At 47.2% G+C, this 20,886-nt stretch carries 16 protein-coding genes; 8 read left to right on the top strand and 8 right to left on the bottom strand.

Going from position 1 to position 20,886, the window contains the following annotated elements:
- Positions 1-3 precede the first annotated feature (3 nt).
- Positions 4-405 (top strand): MerC domain-containing protein, encoded by a 402-nt coding sequence (locus ACU37H_RS11770; RefSeq protein WP_472704226.1) that lies wholly within the window; start codon positions 4-6, stop codon positions 403-405.
- A 75-nt stretch (positions 406-480) separates the two neighbouring features.
- Complete coding sequence (locus ACU37H_RS11765) at positions 481-906, top strand: YybH family protein (protein WP_472704228.1); 426 nt, start codon at positions 481-483, stop codon at positions 904-906.
- Between the two features lie 24 nt (positions 907-930).
- Here the strand turns inward: ACU37H_RS11765 and ACU37H_RS11760 are convergent, their stop codons facing one another.
- On the bottom strand, positions 931-1,161 hold the full coding sequence (locus ACU37H_RS11760) for a hypothetical protein (protein WP_472704230.1): 231 nt from the start codon (positions 1,159-1,161) through the stop codon (positions 931-933).
- A gap of 177 nt (positions 1,162-1,338) precedes the next feature.
- Here ACU37H_RS11760 and rimP point away from each other — a divergent pair, with 177 nt between their 5' ends.
- The 4 genes from rimP (at position 1,339) to ACU37H_RS11740 (ending at position 7,916) form a co-directional block, all read left to right on the top strand.
- Positions 1,339-1,830 (top strand): ribosome assembly cofactor RimP, encoded by a 492-nt coding sequence (gene rimP / locus ACU37H_RS11755; RefSeq protein ID WP_472704231.1) that lies wholly within the window; start codon positions 1,339-1,341, stop codon positions 1,828-1,830.
- Positions 1,831-1,968: 138 nt separating this feature from the next.
- Positions 1,969-3,216, top strand: coding sequence for a transcription termination factor NusA (gene nusA / locus ACU37H_RS11750; RefSeq protein WP_472704233.1), 1,248 nt, complete (start codon positions 1,969-1,971; stop codon positions 3,214-3,216).
- Positions 3,217-3,402: 186 nt separating this feature from the next.
- The gene (infB, locus tag ACU37H_RS11745) at positions 3,403-6,294 is read left to right on the top strand and encodes a translation initiation factor IF-2 (RefSeq protein ID WP_472704235.1); all 2,892 of its coding nucleotides are present in this window, start codon (positions 3,403-3,405) and stop codon (positions 6,292-6,294) included.
- A gap of 245 nt (positions 6,295-6,539) precedes the next feature.
- Positions 6,540-7,916, top strand: coding sequence for a peptidylprolyl isomerase (locus ACU37H_RS11740; protein WP_472704237.1), 1,377 nt, complete (start codon positions 6,540-6,542; stop codon positions 7,914-7,916).
- A gap of 266 nt (positions 7,917-8,182) precedes the next feature.
- On the opposite strand, the gene ACU37H_RS11735 is transcribed toward ACU37H_RS11740, so the two are convergent.
- Positions 8,183-10,552, bottom strand: a complete 2,370-nt coding sequence (locus ACU37H_RS11735; RefSeq protein WP_472704239.1) for an efflux RND transporter permease subunit — start codon at positions 10,550-10,552, stop codon at positions 8,183-8,185.
- A gap of 291 nt (positions 10,553-10,843) precedes the next feature.
- Between ACU37H_RS11735 and recO the strand changes: the two genes are divergently transcribed.
- Positions 10,844-11,602 carry a DNA repair protein RecO gene (gene recO / locus ACU37H_RS11730; RefSeq protein ID WP_472704241.1) on the top strand — a complete coding sequence of 253 codons (759 nt, stop codon included), beginning with the start codon at positions 10,844-10,846 and terminating at the stop codon, positions 11,600-11,602.
- On the opposite strand, the gene ACU37H_RS11725 is transcribed toward recO, so the two are convergent.
- Both ACU37H_RS11725 and ACU37H_RS11720 read right to left on the bottom strand, forming a co-directional pair.
- On the bottom strand, positions 11,603-12,289 hold the full coding sequence (locus tag ACU37H_RS11725; RefSeq protein ID WP_472704243.1) for an HPP family protein: 687 nt from the start codon (positions 12,287-12,289) through the stop codon (positions 11,603-11,605). It lies immediately after the preceding gene.
- A 25-nt stretch (positions 12,290-12,314) separates the two neighbouring features.
- Entirely contained in the window at positions 12,315-13,463 is a 1,149-nt protein-coding gene (locus ACU37H_RS11720; protein WP_472704245.1) for an amidohydrolase family protein, read from the bottom strand.
- Between the two features lie 369 nt (positions 13,464-13,832).
- Between ACU37H_RS11720 and prfA the strand changes: the two genes are divergently transcribed.
- Positions 13,833-14,972 carry a peptide chain release factor 1 gene (gene prfA / locus ACU37H_RS11715; RefSeq protein ID WP_494407547.1) on the top strand — a complete coding sequence of 380 codons (1,140 nt, stop codon included), beginning with the start codon at positions 13,833-13,835 and terminating at the stop codon, positions 14,970-14,972.
- A 2-nt stretch (positions 14,973-14,974) separates the two neighbouring features.
- Here the strand turns inward: prfA and ACU37H_RS11710 are convergent, their stop codons facing one another.
- From ACU37H_RS11710 to recR, 4 genes are all read right to left on the bottom strand, one after another.
- Complete coding sequence (locus tag ACU37H_RS11710; protein WP_472704249.1) at positions 14,975-17,800, bottom strand: carboxypeptidase regulatory-like domain-containing protein; 2,826 nt, start codon at positions 17,798-17,800, stop codon at positions 14,975-14,977.
- 92 nt (positions 17,801-17,892) lie between these two features.
- A complete protein-coding gene (locus tag ACU37H_RS11705) occupies positions 17,893-19,134 on the bottom strand; it encodes a hypothetical protein (RefSeq protein WP_472704251.1) in 1,242 nt (413 codons plus the stop codon).
- 78 nt (positions 19,135-19,212) lie between these two features.
- On the bottom strand, positions 19,213-20,133 hold the full coding sequence (locus ACU37H_RS11700) for a lipid A-modifier LpxR family protein (RefSeq protein ID WP_494407546.1): 921 nt from the start codon (positions 20,131-20,133) through the stop codon (positions 19,213-19,215).
- 98 nt (positions 20,134-20,231) lie between these two features.
- Entirely contained in the window at positions 20,232-20,849 is a 618-nt protein-coding gene (recR, locus tag ACU37H_RS11695) for a recombination mediator RecR (RefSeq protein ID WP_472704255.1), read from the bottom strand.
- Between the last annotated feature and the right edge of the window lie 37 nt (positions 20,850-20,886).

Here is a 20,886-nt window from a genome sequence, read left to right as displayed (position 1 = left end):
CGGATGAAAATTAAATTTAACTGGGATGCCCTGGGGATCACGACTTCCATACTGTGTGCCATTCATTGCGCGATCCTTCCATTATTCCTGGCAGCGCTGCCGCTTTTCGGGGTAAATATCATTGATAACCTGGCTTTCGAAATAGGCATGATCGTGCTGGCTTTCGTAGTGGGTTCTTACGCACTATGGCACGGCTACAAATGGCACCACCACCGGAAAACACCGTTGCGCCTGTTCATCGCAGGTATGATCTTCCTGGTACTCAAGCAGGTTTTCCTGCAGTTCCACATAGTGCTCCTGATTCCCGCCGTCATCTGCATTGTCGCCGCGCATATCCTGAATTATCGTTATTGCCGGGCACATAATCATGCACACGCCACGGATTGCGACCATGATCATTATTAAATCTTCAGCACGTATCTTTCCAAAAAATTCAGGCTCGATCTGCATACGAACTATATTATTTTAAAAAGGATCCACATGAAGCTACTATTACCCTGCCTTTTCTTCCTCCTGCTCGGGCTCAGCTCCAGCGGACAATCCACCACGGCAACAGCAATTCGTGCCTTGCTTACTAAACAAACGGAGGCCTGGAACGAAGGGAATCTAGAACGGTTTATGGAAACCTACTGGAAAAACGACTCGCTGGCGTTTGTCGGGAAGAACGGCGTTACATATGGCTGGCAGGCCACCCTGGACAATTACAAAAAGAATTATCCGGATAAAACGGCTATGGGAACCCTGAAGTTCGACATCATCCGCATACAGGCTTTGTCTCCCACGGTCTACAATGTCATTGGAAAATGGTACCTCACACGCACCATAGGAGATCTGCAGGGGCACTACACTTTACTGATCCGGAAGATCGGCAAACAATGGTTGATCGTACAGGACCACTCCAGCTAAGCAGATCCATTGCGTAGCCCGGTGCTACTTTACTTCTTCAAAATCAATGTATTCTCCCACTTTCTCTTTTTCGGCAGCATGGTGGGGAGGAGGATTGTAACTTTCCGCTGATTGATTTTGCCTTTGTTCCGACATATTTTTGAACTGCTTCCTGATCTGTCTTGTTGTTTTATAGACAGGCAGGATCACTTTCACAAGCAGGTTGTAAAAAAACCAGATCACGATAGCCAATAGTATAACGCCAATTGCACTCATAGTATAACCTTTCTACTGTTGTAAACGGATGTACTTCAAAAATGTTTTATCCCTTTACTGCTTCAATAATAATTTAAAGTTAAAACAAGATATTTAATGTAAAAATTGTAACTTTGCGCAAGATTTTGAGAAAAGGGAACGGTGGCGTTCCCTTATTTATTTACCGGCATTGGCAATATGGAAGCTGTTATTCAAAAGGTTGAAAAGGAAATACTCGAGCTGCTATCGGGCAATCGGGAACATTTTTTAGTTGAAATCAGAATTAAACCCACCAATAATATCAAGGTGTTTATTGATGGGGATAATGGAGTGGGTATCGATGACCTGGTAAAATATAACCGGGCTTTGTACAAAGTTTTGGAGGAATCAGCGATGTTTCCTGAAGGAGATTTTTCACTGGAAGTGTCTTCGCCCGGCTTAGGCGAACCCCTCAAACTGCATAGGCAATACCGAAAAAACCTGACCCGGTTTGTAGAAGTTACAAAAAATGACGGGACGAAAATCGAAGGGCAACTGTTAGACGTGACAGATTCGGAAATCACGTTAGAAGAGACCAAAGGGAAAGCGCGTCCCAACAGCGGAGCAGGACGTGGAAAGAAAGCCGAAGTCGTAAGTCATTCCATCCCGTTCCAGGATATAAAATCAACTGAAATTCAAATTAAATTTTAAACAAGCGTTCTTATACTCATAAGAAATGCACATTAAATAAATTATGTAAAACCTGCGCCTTTCGTGTCACACAGGATCATGTGTTTGCGGAAGCCGGTTATTTAAATACAACAAATAAAAATAAACACATGAATTGCTATGGCAAGTATTAATCTTATAGAAGCGTTTCAGGAGTTTAAGGACGCTGAAAATATCGACAGGCCCACGATGATGAAGGTGGTGGAAGATGTTTTTAAAACATTACTTCGTAAAAAATACGGAAGCGATGATAATTTTGACGTTATTGTTAACGCCGAAAAAGGAGACCTTGAGATTGTACGCCACCGTACCATTGTTGAAGATGGTGAGGTAGAAGATCCACTGGCCCAGGTAGCCTATTCTGAGGCGATCAAGCTGGAGCCCGACTATGAGGTAGGGGAAGATCTTTACGAAGAAATAGACCTGATCGATTTTGGCCGCCGCGCGATTTTGGCCGCCAAACAAACACTTGCCGGACGCATCAGTGACCTGAAGAAAAATGTGCTGGCAAAAAAATACGAAGACAGGATCGGTGAGATCATCAGCGCTGAAGTATACCAGGTTTGGAAAAAAGAAATTTTATTGCTGGACGAAGAAGGAAACGAACTGATCCTTCCCAAAAGCGAACAAATACCCCAGGATTACTTCAAGAAAGGAGAGAATATCCGCGCGGTAGTAACCCGTGTAGATCTGAAAAATAATAATCCTGTAATCATTTTATCCAGGACATCTCCCGATTTTCTGGCCAAATTATTGGAAATTGAGGTGCCGGAGATCTTTGACGGCCTTATTACCATCAAAAAAATAGTGCGCGAACCGGGAGAAAGAGCCAAAGTGGCCGTCGAATCTTATGATGACAGGATCGATCCGGTGGGCGCTTGCGTAGGTATGAAAGGTAGCCGCATCCACGGTATCGTGAGAGAGCTTAAAAATGAAAATATCGATGTGATCAACTGGACCAGCAATACGCAGCTGTTGATTCAAAGATCGCTGACTCCGGCGAAGATCACCAGCATGAGCGTGGATACAGAAGGAAAACATGCAAGCATCTTCCTGAAACCTGATCAGGTATCACTGGCGATTGGTAAAAGAGGCGCCAACATTAAACTGGCTTCCGAACTGACCGGTTACGAACTGGATGTATACAGAGACACAGAAGATGACGAAGAAGAATTTGACGTGGACCTGGAAGAATTCAGCGATGAGATCGATAGCTGGGTTATTGATGCGCTTAAGAAGATCGGTTGCGATACAGCGCGCAGCGTGATGAGAATGACACCGTCTGAGCTTGAAAAAAGAGCAGACCTGGAAAAAGAAACAGTAGAAGATGTAAGAAGAATTTTACAAGAAGAACTTGAAAGAGAATAAGCGATGGCGAATGGTACAATAAGGTGTGGAATGGTAAATTAAACATTGCCTTTCAGAGGCAATCGGAGAGAAACCGACACGAATATCCGGTCCAAAAAAGAAGCAGGCCGGATCCGATAAGGTTCGGATATCAAAGGTTACCCTTGGCCATAGAACTAAATAAAAAAACACAAGGGAAATTTATATATGTCAGAAATCAAACTTCCAAGATTATTACAAGCAGCAAAAGAGTTCAACATTGGGCAAGATACGCTCATTGACTTCCTTGTTGGCAAAGGCTTTTCGAAAGACGACTTAAAACCGTCTACGAAGTTGAGCGAACCTATGTATCAGGCTTTGCAACAAGGCTTTCAAAGTGATAAAGCTGCCAAACTAAAAAGCGACAAGGTGGATCTGCCGAAAGGAGTAGGCGGCGAAGCTAAAAAGCGCAAGGAAGAAGAAGAACCCGTGCAGAAGAAAGAGCCGGTGAAGGAACCGCCTGTGGTGGAAGAGCCTGTCGTGCCCGAGCCTCCTGTAGAAGAAATCCAGGAAGCGCCCGAGCCGGAGCCTCAACCAGAACCCGAGCCGGAACCACCCGTGGTTGAGGAGCCTGCGACACCCGTTGCCCCTCCGGAAGAGAAGAAAGAAGAAGAGACGCCACCGCCATTCAATGTAGTGAAGATCGGAGCTCCGGAAATAGAAGGTCCGAAAATCTTAGATAAGATCGATCTGTCTGCTTTGGAAAAATCGACCCGCCCCAAAAAGGCGACCGTCGCTCCTAAGGCAGCGGAACCTAAACCGGTTGAAGCGCCCAAAAAAGAAACGCCTGCTCCGGTGACGCCTCCCGCAGCACCTGTCACGGAAGCGCCTAAAAAAGAAGAGCCCGTGCCCGCTGCCAAACCCGTGCAGCCGGCTGCTGAAGAGCCTGAAATCACAAAGATCAAGGCAGAGCGCATTGAAGGGCCTAAGATCCTGGGTAAGATCAACCTTCCTGTTGATAGCGACACCCGTCCTAAGCGTGATGAAAAACGCAAACGGAAGCGCATTCCTATCGAACGGAAAGAGGTAAAACCCGATCCTGCGGCTAAAAAGCCATTCCAGGGACGGAAGGACGGACAAGGCGGCGGCTTCAGAGGCGACAGACGTCCGCATCACCAGCACCGTGAAGACAAGCAAATCGACGAGAAAGAAATACAGGAAAAGATCCGCGAGACACAAGCCAAGTTAAGCGGTGGCGGTGGCAACAAGCAAAAAGCCATGAGGGCCAAAGCACGCCGCGATAAAAGAAACGAGGCAGAAGACGCGATGAATGTAGATGCCGGCGACAACAAACTGCAGGTAACGGAATTCATCAGTGTGAGCGAGCTTGCGAGCCTGATGGATGTGAGCTTCGCTGATGTGATCAGTAAATGTATGGGGCTTGGCATCATGGTATCCATCAACCAAAGACTGGACGCCGAGGTGATCGAGCTGGTAGCCAGCGAATTTGGTTACGACGTGGAATTCATCGACATGGAGAAACAAATGGAGATGGAGGAAGATGACGAAGAGGAAGATGATGCAGACAGCCTGCAGCCGCGCAGCCCGATCGTAACGATCATGGGTCACGTCGATCACGGTAAGACCTCATTGCTTGACTATATCCGCAATGCCAACGTGGTAGCCGGTGAGGCCGGAGGTATCACGCAGCATATCGGTGCCTATCGCGTTCAGGTAGGCGAAGGCAGGGAGATCACTTTCCTTGATACACCGGGTCACGAAGCGTTTACGGCCATGCGTGCCCGTGGTGCGAAAGTGACGGATATAGCAGTGATCGTGGTGGCCGCAGATGACGCGGTGATGCCACAGACCAAAGAGGCCATCAGCCACGCACAAGCTGCCGGTGTACCGATGATCTTCGCGATCAACAAGATCGATAAAGACGGAGCCAACCCCACTAAAATTTACGAGCAATTATCACAAATGAACATTTTAGTGGAAGAGTGGGGCGGTAAATTCCAAAGCCAGGAATTGTCGGCCAAGCAGGGACTGAATGTCGATAAATTATTAGAGAAAATATTGCTGGAAGCAGAACTGTTAGAGCTGAAAGCCAATCCGGAAAGAGAAGGAACCGGTACCATCATAGAAGCATCCCTCGACAAAGGAAGAGGCTTCGTGGCCACCCTCCTGGTGGAAAACGGTACCTTGAAGCAAGGCGACCTGGTGGTGAGCGGACAGTATTATGGCCGTGTCAAAGCCATGTTCAACGAACGGAATAAAAGACAGGACAGCGCAGGGCCATCGGCACCGGCGGTGATCTTAGGTCTTAACGGAGCTCCCCAGGCTGGTGAGAAATTTAAAGTGTACCAGGATGAGTCTGAGGCGAAAGATATTGCCAACCGCCGGGCACAGATCCTGCGCGAGCAGGGGATGCGTACCAAGAAGCATATCACGCTGGATGAGATCGGACGTCGTCTGGCATTGGGCAACTTTAAAGAACTCAATATCATCATCAAAGGTGACGTGGATGGTTCGGTAGAGGCATTGAGCGACTCGTTGCAAAAACTTTCTACAGAAGAGATCCTGGTCAATGTCATCCACAAAGGCGTTGGTCAGATCAACGAAAGCGATATCGTATTAGCAGAAGCTTCAGACGCTATCGTGATCGCCTTCAACGTGAGACCTTCTTCCCAGGCTTCGAAGCTGGCAGATAACGCAGGTATAGAAATTAAGATGTACTCTATTATCTACAACGCGATCGAAGAAGTGAAGAGCGCGATGGAAGGTATGATGGAGCCAACGGTAAAAGAAAGAATTACCGCGAACGTAGAGGTGAGAGAAGTATTCAAGTTCGATAAAGCGACCGTTGCAGGATGTTTTGTGTTGGATGGAAAGATGAAGAGAGACAACAAAGTGCGTTTGATCAGGGACGGTATCGTGATCTACCCGATCGGGGAAAACGCAGTGGCCGAACTGGGATCTTTGAAACGCTTTAAGGATGATGCGAAAGAAGTACTGGCGGGTATGGAATGTGGTCTTACCATCAAAAATTACAGCGACGTGAAAGTGGGCGACGTAGTAGAAGCCTACGAACTGGAAGAGATCAAAAGAACATTGTAATCATCAAACAATCAGCGAATAGCAAGTAGCGGATAGAATCGTTGCAACAGCATCCGTTTCTATTACCTGCTTGCTATTTACTATTTTCGTCGCATCAAACTTTTGTTAAATACTACCCGTGGAATCATTATTGGCCGGGGTCAGTGTAATTTTGCAACATATCTGAACAGTAACTAGCTGATTTTTTTTAACTTACAACGCAACAGCAAACAACTCATTACTGAAGGTAAAAATCCAAATATAAAATGAAGTACTTTCTGACTGGTTTATTATTCATTTCCTTTTTCACCCATGCGTTGGCGCAAGGTCAATCGCAGAAAGTAGTAGTGGATAAAATTGTAGGAGCTGTGGGTGACAGGATCATCCTGCAGTCTGACATACAGAACGCGATTGCCGATGCGGCCCGCGGCGGGGAACAACTACCCGATGGGGCGGCCTGCATGATCCTCGAGCAGTCCCTTATTGCCAAAATATTAGCCTTACAGGCGGAGAGAGATTCCTTGCCTGTAAGCGATGAAGAGGTAGAAGCCAACCTGGATATGCGGGTACGGAGTTGGGTGATGCAATTTGGTAGCGAGCAGGCGGTGGAGGATGTGGCCGGCAAAACCATCTATCAGTTAAAAGATGATTCCCGCCACCTTATAAAAGAACAGATGCTTTCAGAACGAATGAAGCAAAAAATCGTGGAAAACGTACACATTACGCCAACTGAAGTGAAGGCTTATTTCGATCGCGTGCCTACGGACAGTGTCCCTTTCCTGGAGTCTGAACTGGAGATCGGGCAGATCAATATCTATCCCAAAGCAGCCAAGGAAGTGGAAGACTACATTTACAACGAGATGATGAACTATCGCAAGCAGATAGAATCAGGACAGATCAGCTTTGCTGACGCTGCAAAAAAATATTCTGAAGATCCCGGAAGCCGCGACCGTGGCGGCGCCTATGAGGTGAATCGCAACGATAAAGACCAGTGGGATCCGGTGTTTCTTTCCACTGCATTCAGACTGAAATCAGGCGAATTATCCATGCCGGTAAAGTCGAACAAGTTCGGGTACTTTTTAATACAGAGTGAAAGCAGAAGAGGCGATAATGCCAAAGTGAGAATGATCCTGAGAATTCCCCCGGTAACACAGACGGAACTGGATGCCGCAAAAGTAAAACTGGATTCCGTAAAGAAAGAAATTGCTGATAATAAGATCAATTTCAAAGACGCCGCTTATAAGTATAGTGAAGATGAAAGCGTGAAGAATAACGGCCCCTTCATATTGAACAATGATGGCTCTACTTTTATTCCCATTGACCGCCTGGATAAAGAAACCGTGTCCACGATAGCCACCATGAAAGTGGGAGACATTTCACAGCCAGTGGAATTTACCAATGAGCAAGGTAAAAAAGGCGTGAGACTGGTGTATCTGAAATCGAGGACCGAGCCGCATAAAATGAACCTGCAAGACGACTACAGCAAAATTGCGGATATGGCGTTAGCGACTAAAAAGAACCAGGCTCTTGACGAATGGTTAGCGAAAAATATACCCGGTTTCTATGTGTTGGTGGATAAGGACGCCGCAGCGCAATGTCCTAACCTGCAAAAATACCAGGCTACAAGCACCAAAGGATTCTAATCGAACTTTTAACGATGATACAAAAGCCGCACGTCATGACGTGCGGCTTTTTTTATTCTTTATTTTCGGTTGTGAATGGATCTCTACTTACCTGCTGGAAAAAAATGAGGCAGCCAAAGCCAAAGGCAAGCATTACGGTTGAAGCTCCTTAAGTTCCTAACAATTATCACATAGTACCGGCTCCGATCGAAGCTGCGCTTTCAGATTTAAAAATAAAAGCCGCGCATACAACTGTCTGTGTATGCGCGGCTTTCATCGTGAAGCTCTTATTTATTTTTCTGACGCTTCCTGGAGAAGCTGATCAGCAAGGCAGGCAACAATACCAGGTTAGTTATCGTCGCTGTGATCAACGTCACGGAAGTCAGCCAACCCAGCGCTTTAGTACCACCGAAGCCGCTGAAACAGAAGATCACGAAACCAGCGATTAACACCATGGAGGTATAAATAATACTGATGCCGGTACTGTGAATGGTTTGTATCACGGTTTCCTGCACATCATCTTTATGATAACCCAGCTCCTGCTTGTAGTTGACCAGGAACCGGATCGTGATATCAATGGCGATACCCAATGCTACGCTGAAGATCAGTACGGTACTGGGTTTGAGCGGGACCCCTGCCCAGCCCATGATCCCGGCCGTGATGATCAACGGAATAATATTCGGAATCAGGGAGCACAGCAATATGCGGAACGAACGGAATAAATACAGCATACACAGGGCGATCAGCAAGAATGCCCAGAAGATACTTTCCTTTAATCCGTTAATAATAAATCTCCCTCCTTCCAGGAATGCGATGCTGCTGCCGGTCAACGACACATTATATTCCTCCTTCGGGAAAATATCATCAGCCCGCTTCTGGATACCTTCCAGCAAACCGGGAAGTGCATGGGTACCGACATCGGCCATGTTCACACTTAACCGGGCTTCCTGTTTGGTGCTGTCCATAAACCGGGACACCAGCTTGGTGAAAGAGTTATCATTGGCCGTGGTTTCTGCACTGCCCGTATTCATATTCAGGTATTGAGCCAGTCCCGGCAGGTCAAATTCTGAAGGCATCGAATAGTTACTGCTATCCCCCTCATAAAACGCCTGCTTGGCAAACTTCAACCCTTCTACAATGCTTAAGGGACGGGCAATCTGCGGCATGGTGGCCAGGTATTGAGAAAAGGAATCGATCTTGAGCAGATTTTTGAAATTGCGCGTTACGCCATACTTCTTTTTGGTATCGATCACGATCTCCAGCGGCATCACTCCCTTAAAATTCTTTTCAAAGAACTTCAGATCCGTATAGATCTTATCGGTCTTAGGCACGTCATCCACCATGTAGGCGTTACTTTGTAAACGAAGGGTTCCGGCGGCAGCTATCACTACGAGTATCGCAGTGACGATGTATATCAATTTACGATGAGACAGTGACCATACTTCCAGGCGCCCCAGCCAGCGGTTCAATCTCGCATTGTCCAGGTACCGCGTATGTTTTTCTTTGGGCGGTGGTAAAAAGAAGAGTACGATGGGAATCAGCAGCAGCGATATGAAGAACAACAGCATGATATTGATACCCGCTACTACACCGAACTCTTTTAGAATCTCGCTTTTGGTCAGTGCAAACACCGCGAAGCCGATGGCCGCAGCAACATTACAGAACAATGTCACGATACCCATGCGGCTTACCATATCCACAATGGCATTTTTCTTTTTTACCTGTACCGGTATCTGCTCTCCCAATGCAGCCTGCTTCTGCCAGCTCGTGTGGTATTTGTTGAGGAAATAAATACAGTTGGGAATACCAATCACGACGATCAGCGGCGGAATCAAGGCCGTTAATAAAGTGATATTATATCCAAAAACATGAATGGTTCCCAGGCTGAATAAAACCCCGATGATCACTACGCCAAGCGATAACAGCATGGAGCTGACCGATCTGAAAAACAGCAGCAGTATAATCGCAGAAAGTACAATAGAAGCCGTCAGGAAATAGCGCATTTCGTTGGCGATCCGCGCTGCTAATATTGTGCGGATATAAGGAAGCCCGCTGAGCTTGACTTCCAGGCCGGTTGCCTGTTCGAACTGGGCGATCTGTGCGCGGATGGCGTCGATCGCCTGATCTCTTTTTTCTGAATTGATAATATTCGCGTCCATATTCAGGCCCATCAGGTAAGCACCGGTCTCGGGGTTGTACAACAGGTCGCGGTAAAAAGGAAGGTTGCGGAAGATGCGGGCGCCCTGGTCGATCTGCGATTGGCTGAGCGCGGTAGATGAAAATATTCGTTGTGCCTGCAGTTTTTGTGTGGCTGAGTCTTTTACCAGGTTAACCGCACCCGGTACGCTGATAATGTCGACCACACCGGTAACGCCTTTGAGACGGTTTTGAAGGGTGACATATTCATTGAAGATTTTTTCAGTAAAGAACTCATTAGTCTGTATGCCTGCCACCAACAGGTTACCGTCTTGCCCGTATTTCTTCTTGAATTTCTGATAGGCAATATTTACCGGATGGTCCGACGGAATAGCTTTGGTGAACTCGTATCCCAATTCCGCTTTTGTACCCCAATAGGCAAATAATGCGGTGGCACCAATGAGTAAAAATAAAAGAACAAACCTGTATTTAATGATGGCCTTGCCCAACTTTTCCCACATAAAACGATTATTTATCTTTTAGACGATGTTTAATAATTGAATTGTTGAAATAGTGCTTCGAGAGTTTCCTAAGCAATTGCGGCAAAGAAAAGAAAAAACAGTGCCAACACATAATTTTTTACCGCAGGGGCGGCTGCAAAACAACCGAATCTGTTGTAAACCCGGCAGTAAGACTATAAGTTTTCTACTCACCTAAACGACAGTCGTCGTTAACCCCTGTAAAGACCGGATCTTCCCGCAAATGATTTCAGGTTTCCTTTGTGTAATTTTGACCGGAAATCCTTCCATCGATTGAGCGATAAAATCCATAAGACCCGCGGCATTGTGCTCCGTAATATCAAATACGGAGAAACGAGCATCGTAGCCTCTGTTTACACGGAATTGTTCGGCCTTCAGTCTTACTTATTGAACGGGATCCGATCATCGGGGAAAAAATCCGGCTCGCGCATCGGCTTTTTTCAACCGGCCGCCCTGCTCGACCTGGAAGTGTATCACAATGAATTCAAACAACTGAACCGGGTCAAAGAATACCGGTTCTCGCACCTGTATCAGCACCTCTTTTCCGACGTGTTAAAAAACGGCGTGGCCGCCTACATGGTGGAATTGCTGGCTAAATGCCTGACACAACCCGAAAACAACTATGGCCTTTTTGCCTTTGCGGAAGACTGTTTTATCGCGTTGGATGGCTGTAATGATAAAGTAATGGCCAATTTCCCGGTATTTTTTGCGGTTCAGCTCAGTCATTTCTTCGGCTTTTTGCCCCAGGCGGTATCCCCGGATGCGTGGGAAAGTGAGGATCTTGTTTTTGACGTGGAAGAGGGCGTATTCACTAACCGGCAGGTATTTCATCATTTGTACCTCGAAAAAAAACAGGCAGCTATCCTGGCCGAGTTGCTGCAGGTTCGCCAACCGGAAGAGCTGTCAGAGATCAACGCCAATGCCGAAGGGCGCAGGAAGATCCTCGACATCATGGAAGTGTATTATAGCCTGCATATCCAGGATTTCGGCAAAATGAGGACCCTGCCGGTGCTGAAAGAGCTCATGCGTTGATCAGCCTTTTTGCCTTCTTTGCTTCCAGCCCTTCACCACTTTACGGGTGGGGTTCACTACCCACTTAAACGTTCTGGAAAACCGTCCATCCGTCGGGTACTTACGGTTCGTTGTCAGATTGTTGAACACGAGGGCAACCAGCAGCAGGATCAGGGCTCCGGAAAACACGGGCGAGAGAACGAACCAGTAACCCAGTGCTTTTATCTTTTCTGAACCAATCACGCCGATAAGCGCCGTGGCCCCGCCGGGCGGATGTAAGGTCTTGGTGATTTGCATCGCGATAATGGATAAAGCCACCGCGAGCGGGGCTGTAAACCACAGCATCGGCGGACAGAGTTTATAGACCGTTACGCCGATGATCGCCGAAATGACATGTCCGCCAATCAGGTTGCGCGGCTGGGCCAGCGGGCTTTGGATATGTCCGTAGATGAGCACCGACGAGGCGCCGAAAGACCCGATCAAAAACAGGTTGTCTGTATCCGGAAGTTTAGTCTGAAAGAAAGCAATGATGCCGATGCCGAAAAAAGCGCCTAAAAAAGACCAGAAATGTTCTCTCCGGTCGATCAGTGTTTCTTTATACGCCACATATCTGGCGATCCGATATCCTCTTTTGATTTTTGCTTTTACCATGGTTGTTCGGGCATTCCTGGGGTCTGCAAAGTTGAGTGATCCGTGTTGCTTCTCCAAATCAGGAGTCAGAATTGTCGGCCGGTTACAGCAAAAGGCGTCTGGCGTTCCCCTCAGCAATGTGAACGATGCCCGGCCGTTTGCCTTTTTCAAAGCTGCCGTACCGATCATCGATCTTTAGCGCGCGGGCGCCATTGATGGTTGCCCAACGCAGCAGGTTGGCCAATGGTATTTGCGGGAATGCCTGTTGGAGGGTGACCACCTCCTGCCAGATGCTGAGCTGGTGGTTGGATGCCAGGCTATCCGTGCCCAGCACAAGCGTGCAGCCTGTCCGGTCCAGCATCGGCACATCGGGCAGGCGACGGCTGATATAATGGTTGGCGTTCGGGCAAAGGCACCAGTACAGCGACTGGCCCGTCTCGCGGCCAAACAGCACATCTTCTTTCGTGGTAAATACATTGTGCACCAGCAGCAGGTTGGTGGCCACGTTAAAGCGGGGCAAATAGGTTTGGAGGCTGCTTCTGCCTGAGGCAACAAAATGATCGGTCTTCAATCCCATGGCTTCGAACATCTGGACAAAGCCGCCGGTTTTTTCCATAAACCACAGCGTCTCATCCATAGTTTCCTGGTTATGGATAGAAAGCAGGCCGTTCTGGTTGTGAGCCAGGACCTTATTCCAGAGCGGTTCGGAAACGGAGTACGGGGCATGCGGAGTGATCGACACCTGTTGCGACGCAAAACGAGCCACAAATCCATTGTAGACCTGCTCGTACAGGGCAAAATTCCTTTCTGCCCATTCCGGGTTAAAGCCAAACGCTTCAATAAAGTGATGGTAATGGATCAGGCTTTCTGTTTTGGTTGGTAACGTGTCGAGGGTATTGCAGATATCTCCCACGGCTACAATTCCGTTGTCCCACATCTCTGCGTCGGCGTCGGATATGGCATTCATAATGACCGCCTCAGGCTTGCTTCTTTTTTGCACCACCTGTCTTACAAAGCCCGCTAACCCTGTATTTTCCTCAATGTCGCCTTTGAGATGACTCAACTCAAGGTGGCAGTGACAATTAATGAATCCGGGCGACAGCATGCCATGGACCTCCCGGATGTCGCCTACCGCCTGATCCTCATCCAGTATCGCTTCCACCGTCCCATCCTCCTGTACTACCAGTACCTTGTTTTCATGAACCTGGTATCCGTCGAAGATCTGGCCGGCCTTTAGTGTAATAAATCCCATCTGAATTATATTAGAGTTTCGCCCCTGCAAACCCGAAAGTCGCCCGGAGCCAAATGCTTGTAGCTGTCAAAGGTAATGTCCGGCGGCGGCATGTCAACGGTGAAAACGGCAAAATGGATCGCACCTATGGCACTCAATACTCATCGCACGCCTTTTTAACCGTGCTAAAGCGCAGCCTTATAAAACCGCCAACGAACCTGGGGTGCTTGCCATTGTAGGTCATTGACCAATGCTTTCAGAAAGTACCGTTCGCGGACTAGTGGCATTATTCTCTTTCCCCATTCGTAGCCCGGCTCATACGATCCGCGACGGGTGCAAACCAGCGCTTCACATGATGTTGTGAAAGAAGCTTGAAAGTTTTGTGTAGATTTGCAGCCGCTTTGGCCGGGCGTGCGCATCGGTACCGGGTATTATCAGCCCCGCCTTAAAAATGAAGCGATCAATATGTTAGACAAATTAGAAGCTATCAAAGCAAAATATGATCAATTGGGTGTGGCATTGACCAACCCGGAGATCGTTAGCGATAATAAAAAGTTTGCCGCCACCAGCAAAGAATACCGCGGCCTTGAAAAGATCGTAGTGGCGTACAAAGACTACAAGCGCCTGCTGGATGATATTGACTTTAATAAGGAAGCGCTGAACGGCGACGATGAGGAGCTGCGGGAACTGGCCAAGCTGGAAACAGCCGACCTGCAGGAGCGCAAAGAGTCTATGGAAGCCGCTATTCGCCAGCTGTTGATCCCTAAGGATCCGCAGGATGAGAAAAATGTGATCATGGAGATCCGCGCCGGAACCGGCGGCGATGAGGCCAGCATATTTGCAGGAGACCTGCTGCGCATGTACGTAAAATATTGCGAAAGACATGGATTTAAAACCGCTGTTTTGAGCGAAAGCGAAGGAACTGTGGGTGGATATAAAGAGGTGCAACTGGAAGTGACCGGCGATGATGTGTACGGTACGTTGAAATTTGAAAGCGGTGTGCACCGCGTTCAGCGGGTCCCGGACACGGAAACCCAGGGACGGGTACATACTTCTGCTGCAACGGTGGCGGTAATGCCGGAAGCGGAAGAGATCGACTTTGAACTGCGCGAAGCGGATGTGAAAATGGAAACCTCGCGAAGCGGTGGTGCGGGTGGACAGAACGTAAACAAGGTGGAAACCAAAGTGATGCTGACCCACCTTCCTACCGGAACAGTGGTGATCTGCCAGACCGAGCGTACGCAGTTGGGCAACCGCGAAAAAGCCATGCAGATGCTGCGGACAAAATTATATGAAGAGCAGGTACGTAAGCAGGAAGAGGAAATCTCCCGTCATAGAAAAAGCCTGGTCAGCTCGGGCGACCGCAGTGCGAAGATCAGGACCTACAACTATCCGCAAGGCCGGGTGACGGATCACCGGATCAACCTGACCGCTTACAACCTGGATGCCATCATGAATGGCGAGCTGCAGGAATTTATCGACGCCTTACAGTTTGCGGAAAACTCGGAAAAACTAACCAAGCAGGAATAAACCTACCACACCTGGTCTACGACTCTTTTTTTGACTTCGGCTTTACCAAACTTGCGGGGGTAATAAGAAAGCGTGACCATAAAAAACTGCTGTAACCCGTTTGTGATACGGGTTGTGGTTCCGTATTGGTCTGCAGTATTGGAAATATTGCGGAACTGTTTTAAGATATCCATAGCGGAGAATTTAACTTCCGCCTGCTGATTCTTTAATAAACGGCAGGTGGCAAACGCATTCCACAATACGATCGGCTCGTCCAGGTCGCTATTTTTGGTATGGTCTACCGTACTGCTGATCGTGTAGCTTTTGGGCAGGTTGAGCGTTAGCCCAAAGCGGGACACATCAGTATAGTTCTTAAACGAATTAAGCCCCGCGCCGGATTGCTCAGATTGATAATGGTTGAGCATTTTGCCTATTTTGACAATAAGCATAGAGCGCAGCGAAAACTGCAGGTTGATGTTGTTATTAATGCCGGTGGTATTGGTTTTCGTGAAAACATTATCAATATAATTGGGGCGGACGCCGCTGTTATACGACCCGTTATACATCAGCTGGATATTGCTTTTTTTGATCTTGCGACTGATGTTCACATTATAGCTCAGGTTGAAGTTGCGGCTTTGTCCGGCGTTGACATAATAGTAAAAACGCTTGCCCGACTCTTCGTTGATCACGCTGTCCGTCACCGGGTTTAGCGAATTGACCAGCGACCCGTTGATCCCTCCATTGAACGAATAGAGCGACTTGGGATTCTGCGTGTTGAAGTTCCCGTTCAGGTAATACGTATGATTGACCTGGTTCCTGAGATTAGGGTTACCGATTCTCACATTGAAAACATCTACGTCATCGGTGATCGTGTAGAGCTGATCAATGCCGGGATATCCGAAGTTCTTCCGATAGCCTGCTGAGGAATAATAAGAATATTTTTCCCGTTTGTTGTAATTGTAGGAAACAGAACCTTCGTATCGGAAAAATGCGAAGGAGCGGGACAGGTTCCTGATATCAAAAGAAGATATGTTGTTGTCGTTCTTGAAATCCTCTAATATCACTACCTGAGCATAAAAGTTATGATAATAAACATCTTTCCACTTGAAGAAAGATTTGCTTAAGCGCAATGATGGCGTATACTCTACCTTTTCATTCAGGTTGGTATTGGTCAACCTTGCGTTGGTGATATAATTCCCGGAGAGACTGTCAAAGTCGAATACGTTCTGATCGTTTTTGTTGCGGCTATAATTGAACCACTGATTCAGGCTGACATCGATCCCGAAGAAGGCGTACCGCCCGAAGATCAGCCTTTTAAACCCGTTGTAGGAAAGATTGGCACCGCCGCTGAACATGGAGCTGTTCGTGTTATAATGCCTGTTATAGGCGGTATCATCATCGCTGTTAACAAAAGACCGGAAAACGCTTCTCACATACCGGTCAGAAACATTGTTGTTGTTATTGGCGTTTATAGAAAAATCAAATTGCTTCAACGGGTTTTCCTGGTCATATTTAGAATAGTCGAGGTCGAAAGACTGGTTGTCGGATCTGCGCTGCTCCATTGTTTCATTGATATTATTGCTGATCGGGCTATTTACCGAATCCCTGATGTCCGTGGTCCGTCTCACGTTGTTGTCACCGTTGGAAAAAGTGGCATTCCCGTTCACATTGAAATTGTCATTATAGCTATTCGTCTTGATATAATTGACGCCAATGTTATGGTTGTTGTTGATGCTGTTGGTGACGGCATTGTCTTCTATGAACTGCGGATTATCCAGCGTGGTCCGGTTTTGCAAAGACTGATCGGTTAAGAACTTGTCGGTGCCGGATTTGGTATAATTCACCGTGATGCGGTCGTTTTGCCGGCTGTTGCTGGTTTCGATAAAGTTATGCGTGAATACACCGCCGATGGAATGGTATTTATTGATCCCATCGGTGTTGAAGCTGCCGACGTTGTAAAGATTGGGATTATAATTCCGGTAAGTATTGTTCTGAAACATGTCTTTCAGGTTTTCAACACTCTTATTAATATTATTGAAACCACCCCCGATACCAAACGACGTTCTTTTATTATACATCTGAAAGGACAGGTCCGTCTCAAACCGGTCAGTAGTTCCATATCCGACGCCGGCCTTTCCAAAGTATCCCGTTTTCTTATCTTCCTTCAGTTTGATGTTCATCGTAAGCAAAGAATCTTTCTGCTTTCGCTCTTCGGGTTTTAAATTTCTGTCTACTTCCTGGTACACCTGGATTTTATCGATAGCATCTTTCGGCAGGTTTTGGGTGGCCAGCCTGGCATCGTCGGAACCCAGGAAGGGCTTTCCATCCACGAGCACGCTCGGTATCTTCCGCCCGTTCATGGTGATCGATCCGTCGGACCAAACGGTGATGCCCGGCACCTGTGTCAGCAGGTCTTCCACCACAGCGTTGGGATCCATTTTAAAAGCTGCAGGATTGATCTCGAGCGTATCGCCATTCATTCTTATCGGGACCTGGGCCGTAACGGTAACGTTTAACGAGTCGTGGAAATCCGGGCTCAGCAGCAGCGTCAGCGTTTTAGAAGGTAAAGAATCAAAATGAATCGGCTGGAATACGGACTTGAAGCCGACATAAGTTACGTTGAGGATCAGGTCTTTTTTCATCGGCAGCCTGTCGATGCGGAAAGCTCCGTAGCCATCCGTCAACTGGTAGTTGACCAGGGACGAATCTTTTGAAAAGACACTAACTGTCGCGGATTCAAGAAATACGCCGGTGGCAGAATCTTTCACTACGCCGCTAAGCGTGCCTTCCTGAGCGACGCCTGTTTTGAATATTAAAAGGGTCAGAAAAAGAAAGAGAATATTTTTCATTCGTGAGGGGTTGGGGCTATCGGTTGTCAATTTGTTAGTGATGGGTGTGTTCATAATTTATGCAGCGTTACCGGTTTCAAAGCTATCTTTCGTTAATCTTTTTTGATGGTATATTCAGCGATAAGCGGTTGAGGATGCGTACTGTCTTTTAAGGCTTCGCGAAGCGCAGCGGGCAATTCATCCATCTTTCCCTTTTGCTGTTCGTAGACCTTTTTCAATTGTTCTGAAGTGATCAGTTTGTACAACTTCTTATTATGCAGATGTCCGTAATTATATTGCTCCAGCAACGGAAGATAATAAGTGGTACTATCCGGCTTGATCTTCGACATATTGTAGGCCGTATTGGATTTCTTATCATAGATGTATTGGCCGTAATTGGAGAAGAAGGAAATATTAAAAAGCATGTACCGGTTCGTCTCGTGCGGCAGGTAGATCTGTCTCAGTAACCAGCCGTTGTTCCTTTCAAAGTTTTCCCGGTCTGTAGCATTTTTAAAAGGCTTCTCAAAAAATGACTTCGGAATGCTGTTTTCCATGGGCAACACCACCTGATACAACGGCGTAACAACATCATTGGAAAGCGCGTAGATGGTATCGACATAGGGGCGGAATATATAAAACACACCGGGTCTGGGGCCTTCCATCGTTGCAGCACCTACATGCTTTGCATATAGATACCGGATTTCGTTTTGCTTATTGTAAGGAAAATAGCCTTTGAGAAATTTGGTATCTTTGTAGATCTTAACTTCATAATCGGTTGTGTCCTCGTAGTTTTTATTGACTGCTATTTCATAAGTGCAGTAATAATCGCCTTTCAGGTTATATGCATTCAGAATGTCGAACGATGTAGGCGCTGCTTTTTGAAATGCAAAACTGGTATCTGTCAGGTCGATAATATATTTTTTGAAATACTTCCTGTTCTTTTTGTTCGAAAAATCAGCTTTGATCTGGATCCGGTCTTTATCGGTCAGTACATAATTCTTATTGGTATAAAAAAATGTCAATTGCTTTTTGGCTTCGTCGTAGTTGGGGCTGGCATTTTCACCCAGTTTTTTGTAGGAGATCGTTTTTAAAAATGCCCCGTTACGGGAAAAAACCCAGATGGTTTTTTCGATGTAATTGAAGGCCAGAAAATAATCATCCGTTACTGCTATGTAAGAGTACCGTCCGAAGTCAACATCCTTATTTTGCTCGAGTCCGTATAACTTCAGGGAATCAACAAAAACAGATTGATTGGCACCGCCCGCTGCCTTGGGGCTCAGATAGATCTTGGTTGGCTGCGCATCAGACGAAGCTGAGCCCAGCATACACATAAGCAGCAATAAATAAATTTTCAAGTTTAGACGTTTTAGCCTTGTGAAGATAAATACAACATTGTTAATCAATTGTAAACATTTTTACGCTCTTCCGACGGCCTACCACCTCCACCCCAACTGGATGCTTCCATAGTACTGCGGTGAGAATTGGGTAAGTGACTGTTTACTTTCATAAATGGCGCTCGCTCCGATCGTTATTTTTTTCCTCGCGTAAGTGGCGCCCAGCTTTGCCTGGAAGAAAAACGGGTTGATCCTTCCGGGTATAGCACCCGCTTCGCTTTGCTGAAAAAGACCGCCCTGAACTGTGGCGTCGTATGCTTTGAAGTACACCATCGGAAACAGGTAGACGAACAATTCCCGTCCGGCCCCTTCGCCTTCCTGGTGATTATCCCAAAAAGCGGAGGCGCTGTTTTTATTCAGTCTCCCAAACACCAAAGCACCTCCAATTCCCGCGTTGGTAAAAAAAGAACCCGCTGCAGCGGAGGCCAATGGCTTGAGATTCCATTTAGACAGAGACGGATGCCCGGAAAGCTCGGGAGACCACGCCAGATCAGCGTTGAGACCCCATGCGGTCTTCAATTGACGGTCCCAGTAGGTTGGCGGATAGATCCGCATAACCCGGTGCACAAATTGCTGCACTTCTGCGCCCTGCGCCGGCGGGCCAACCACTCCACCGCTTAGACCCAGCCGTAGCAGATCTGATTTTTTATTATACAATAGTTGTTGATAGCCCGCATATAAATAACCGGTAATCGGGCGGTCTAGCTTGTCCTTTTTTATTTCTCCGGAAAAGCGGGCGTTGTAAATGCTATGACCGGCATATACCCGATGGACGCGTTCTGTCTTCCGTCGCCCTGGAGTGGAACCCGTCCATTGATAGGATAGCTTCAGGCCATTGGTATAATAGCCATCATTATTAATGGATAGATAACTGTCATTTTCAGACAAGATCGACAACTGATGCGTGGTTTGACCATACACCGCCGGAACGGCGATCAAAAGCAAAAAACCTGGAATCAAAAACCGGTGTCGCATTGTCAGATATGGCTGCTGATTTGTGATGGATCTCACAAAAATAGGGTGCAAATCCTTCCCGGCCATATTTAAGCAGCTTCGTATCAACGGTTCATATACTTCTCCACCGGGAGGCGATTCTGTAAGCTGCGCCCCAGCGTCAATTCATCGGCGTATTCCAGCTCACCGCCAAAGGCAATACCACGTGCGATGGTGGTGATGCGCAGGTCGATCCCGCTCAGCTTCTTTTGTATATAATAAATGGTGGTATCTCCCTGGATATTAGGGTTCAGTGCGAAAAGCAGCTCTTCCGTCTGTTCTTCTTTGACGCGTTCGATCAGCGCATCGATATTCAGTTGTTCCGGCCCCACGCCGTCGAGGGGGGAAATAACACCGCCTAACACATGATAGGTGCCGTTAAATTGCTGCGTACTTTCAATAGCGATCACGTCGCGGATATTTTCTACCACGCAAATTATATGCTGCTGCCGGTAGGTGTTACTGCAAATCGCGCACAGATCCCCGTCGGCCACATTGAAACAACGTCTGCAAAACCGGATCTCGTTGCGCATCCTGGCGATGGTCTCGCTAAACTGGCTTACCTGGCTCACGTCCTGTTTCAGCAAATGCAACACCAGGCGGAGGGCTGTTTTCTTACCGATACCAGGCAGGCGGGAAAATTCATTAACAGCGGCTTCTAACAGCGCGGATGAAAATTGCATCCTGCAAAGATAAAATGAGGTTGCTAATAGAAAATTA

Source organism: Niabella sp. ZPM-14, assembly GCF_055693045.2.
Note: the sequence above shows the minus strand (reverse complement) of the source record. Positions and strands in the feature narration are given on the sequence as shown.

Bases quoted from the DNA above. Each gene is read 5' to 3' on its own strand.
- ACU37H_RS11770 (WP_472704226.1), top strand. From the start codon at position 4: ATGAAAATTAAATTTAACTGGGATGCCCTGGGGATCACGACTTCCATA.
- ACU37H_RS11765 (WP_472704228.1), top strand. From the start codon at position 481: ATGAAGCTACTATTACCCTGCCTTTTCTTCCTCCTGCTCGGGCTCAGC.
- ACU37H_RS11760 (WP_472704230.1), bottom strand. From the start codon at position 1,161: ATGAGTGCAATTGGCGTTATACTATTGGCTATCGTGATCTGGTTTTTT.
- rimP (WP_472704231.1), top strand. From the start codon at position 1,339: ATGGAAGCTGTTATTCAAAAGGTTGAAAAGGAAATACTCGAGCTGCTA.
- nusA (WP_472704233.1), top strand. From the start codon at position 1,969: ATGGCAAGTATTAATCTTATAGAAGCGTTTCAGGAGTTTAAGGACGCT.
- infB (WP_472704235.1), top strand. From the start codon at position 3,403: ATGTCAGAAATCAAACTTCCAAGATTATTACAAGCAGCAAAAGAGTTC.
- ACU37H_RS11740 (WP_472704237.1), top strand. From the start codon at position 6,540: ATGAAGTACTTTCTGACTGGTTTATTATTCATTTCCTTTTTCACCCAT.
- ACU37H_RS11735 (WP_472704239.1), bottom strand. From the start codon at position 10,552: ATGTGGGAAAAGTTGGGCAAGGCCATCATTAAATACAGGTTTGTTCTT.
- ACU37H_RS11720 (WP_472704245.1), bottom strand. From the start codon at position 13,463: ATGGGATTTATTACACTAAAGGCCGGCCAGATCTTCGACGGATACCAG.
- ACU37H_RS11710 (WP_472704249.1), bottom strand. From the start codon at position 17,800: ATGAAAAATATTCTCTTTCTTTTTCTGACCCTTTTAATATTCAAAACA.
- recR (WP_472704255.1), bottom strand. From the start codon at position 20,849: ATGCAATTTTCATCCGCGCTGTTAGAAGCCGCTGTTAATGAATTTTCC.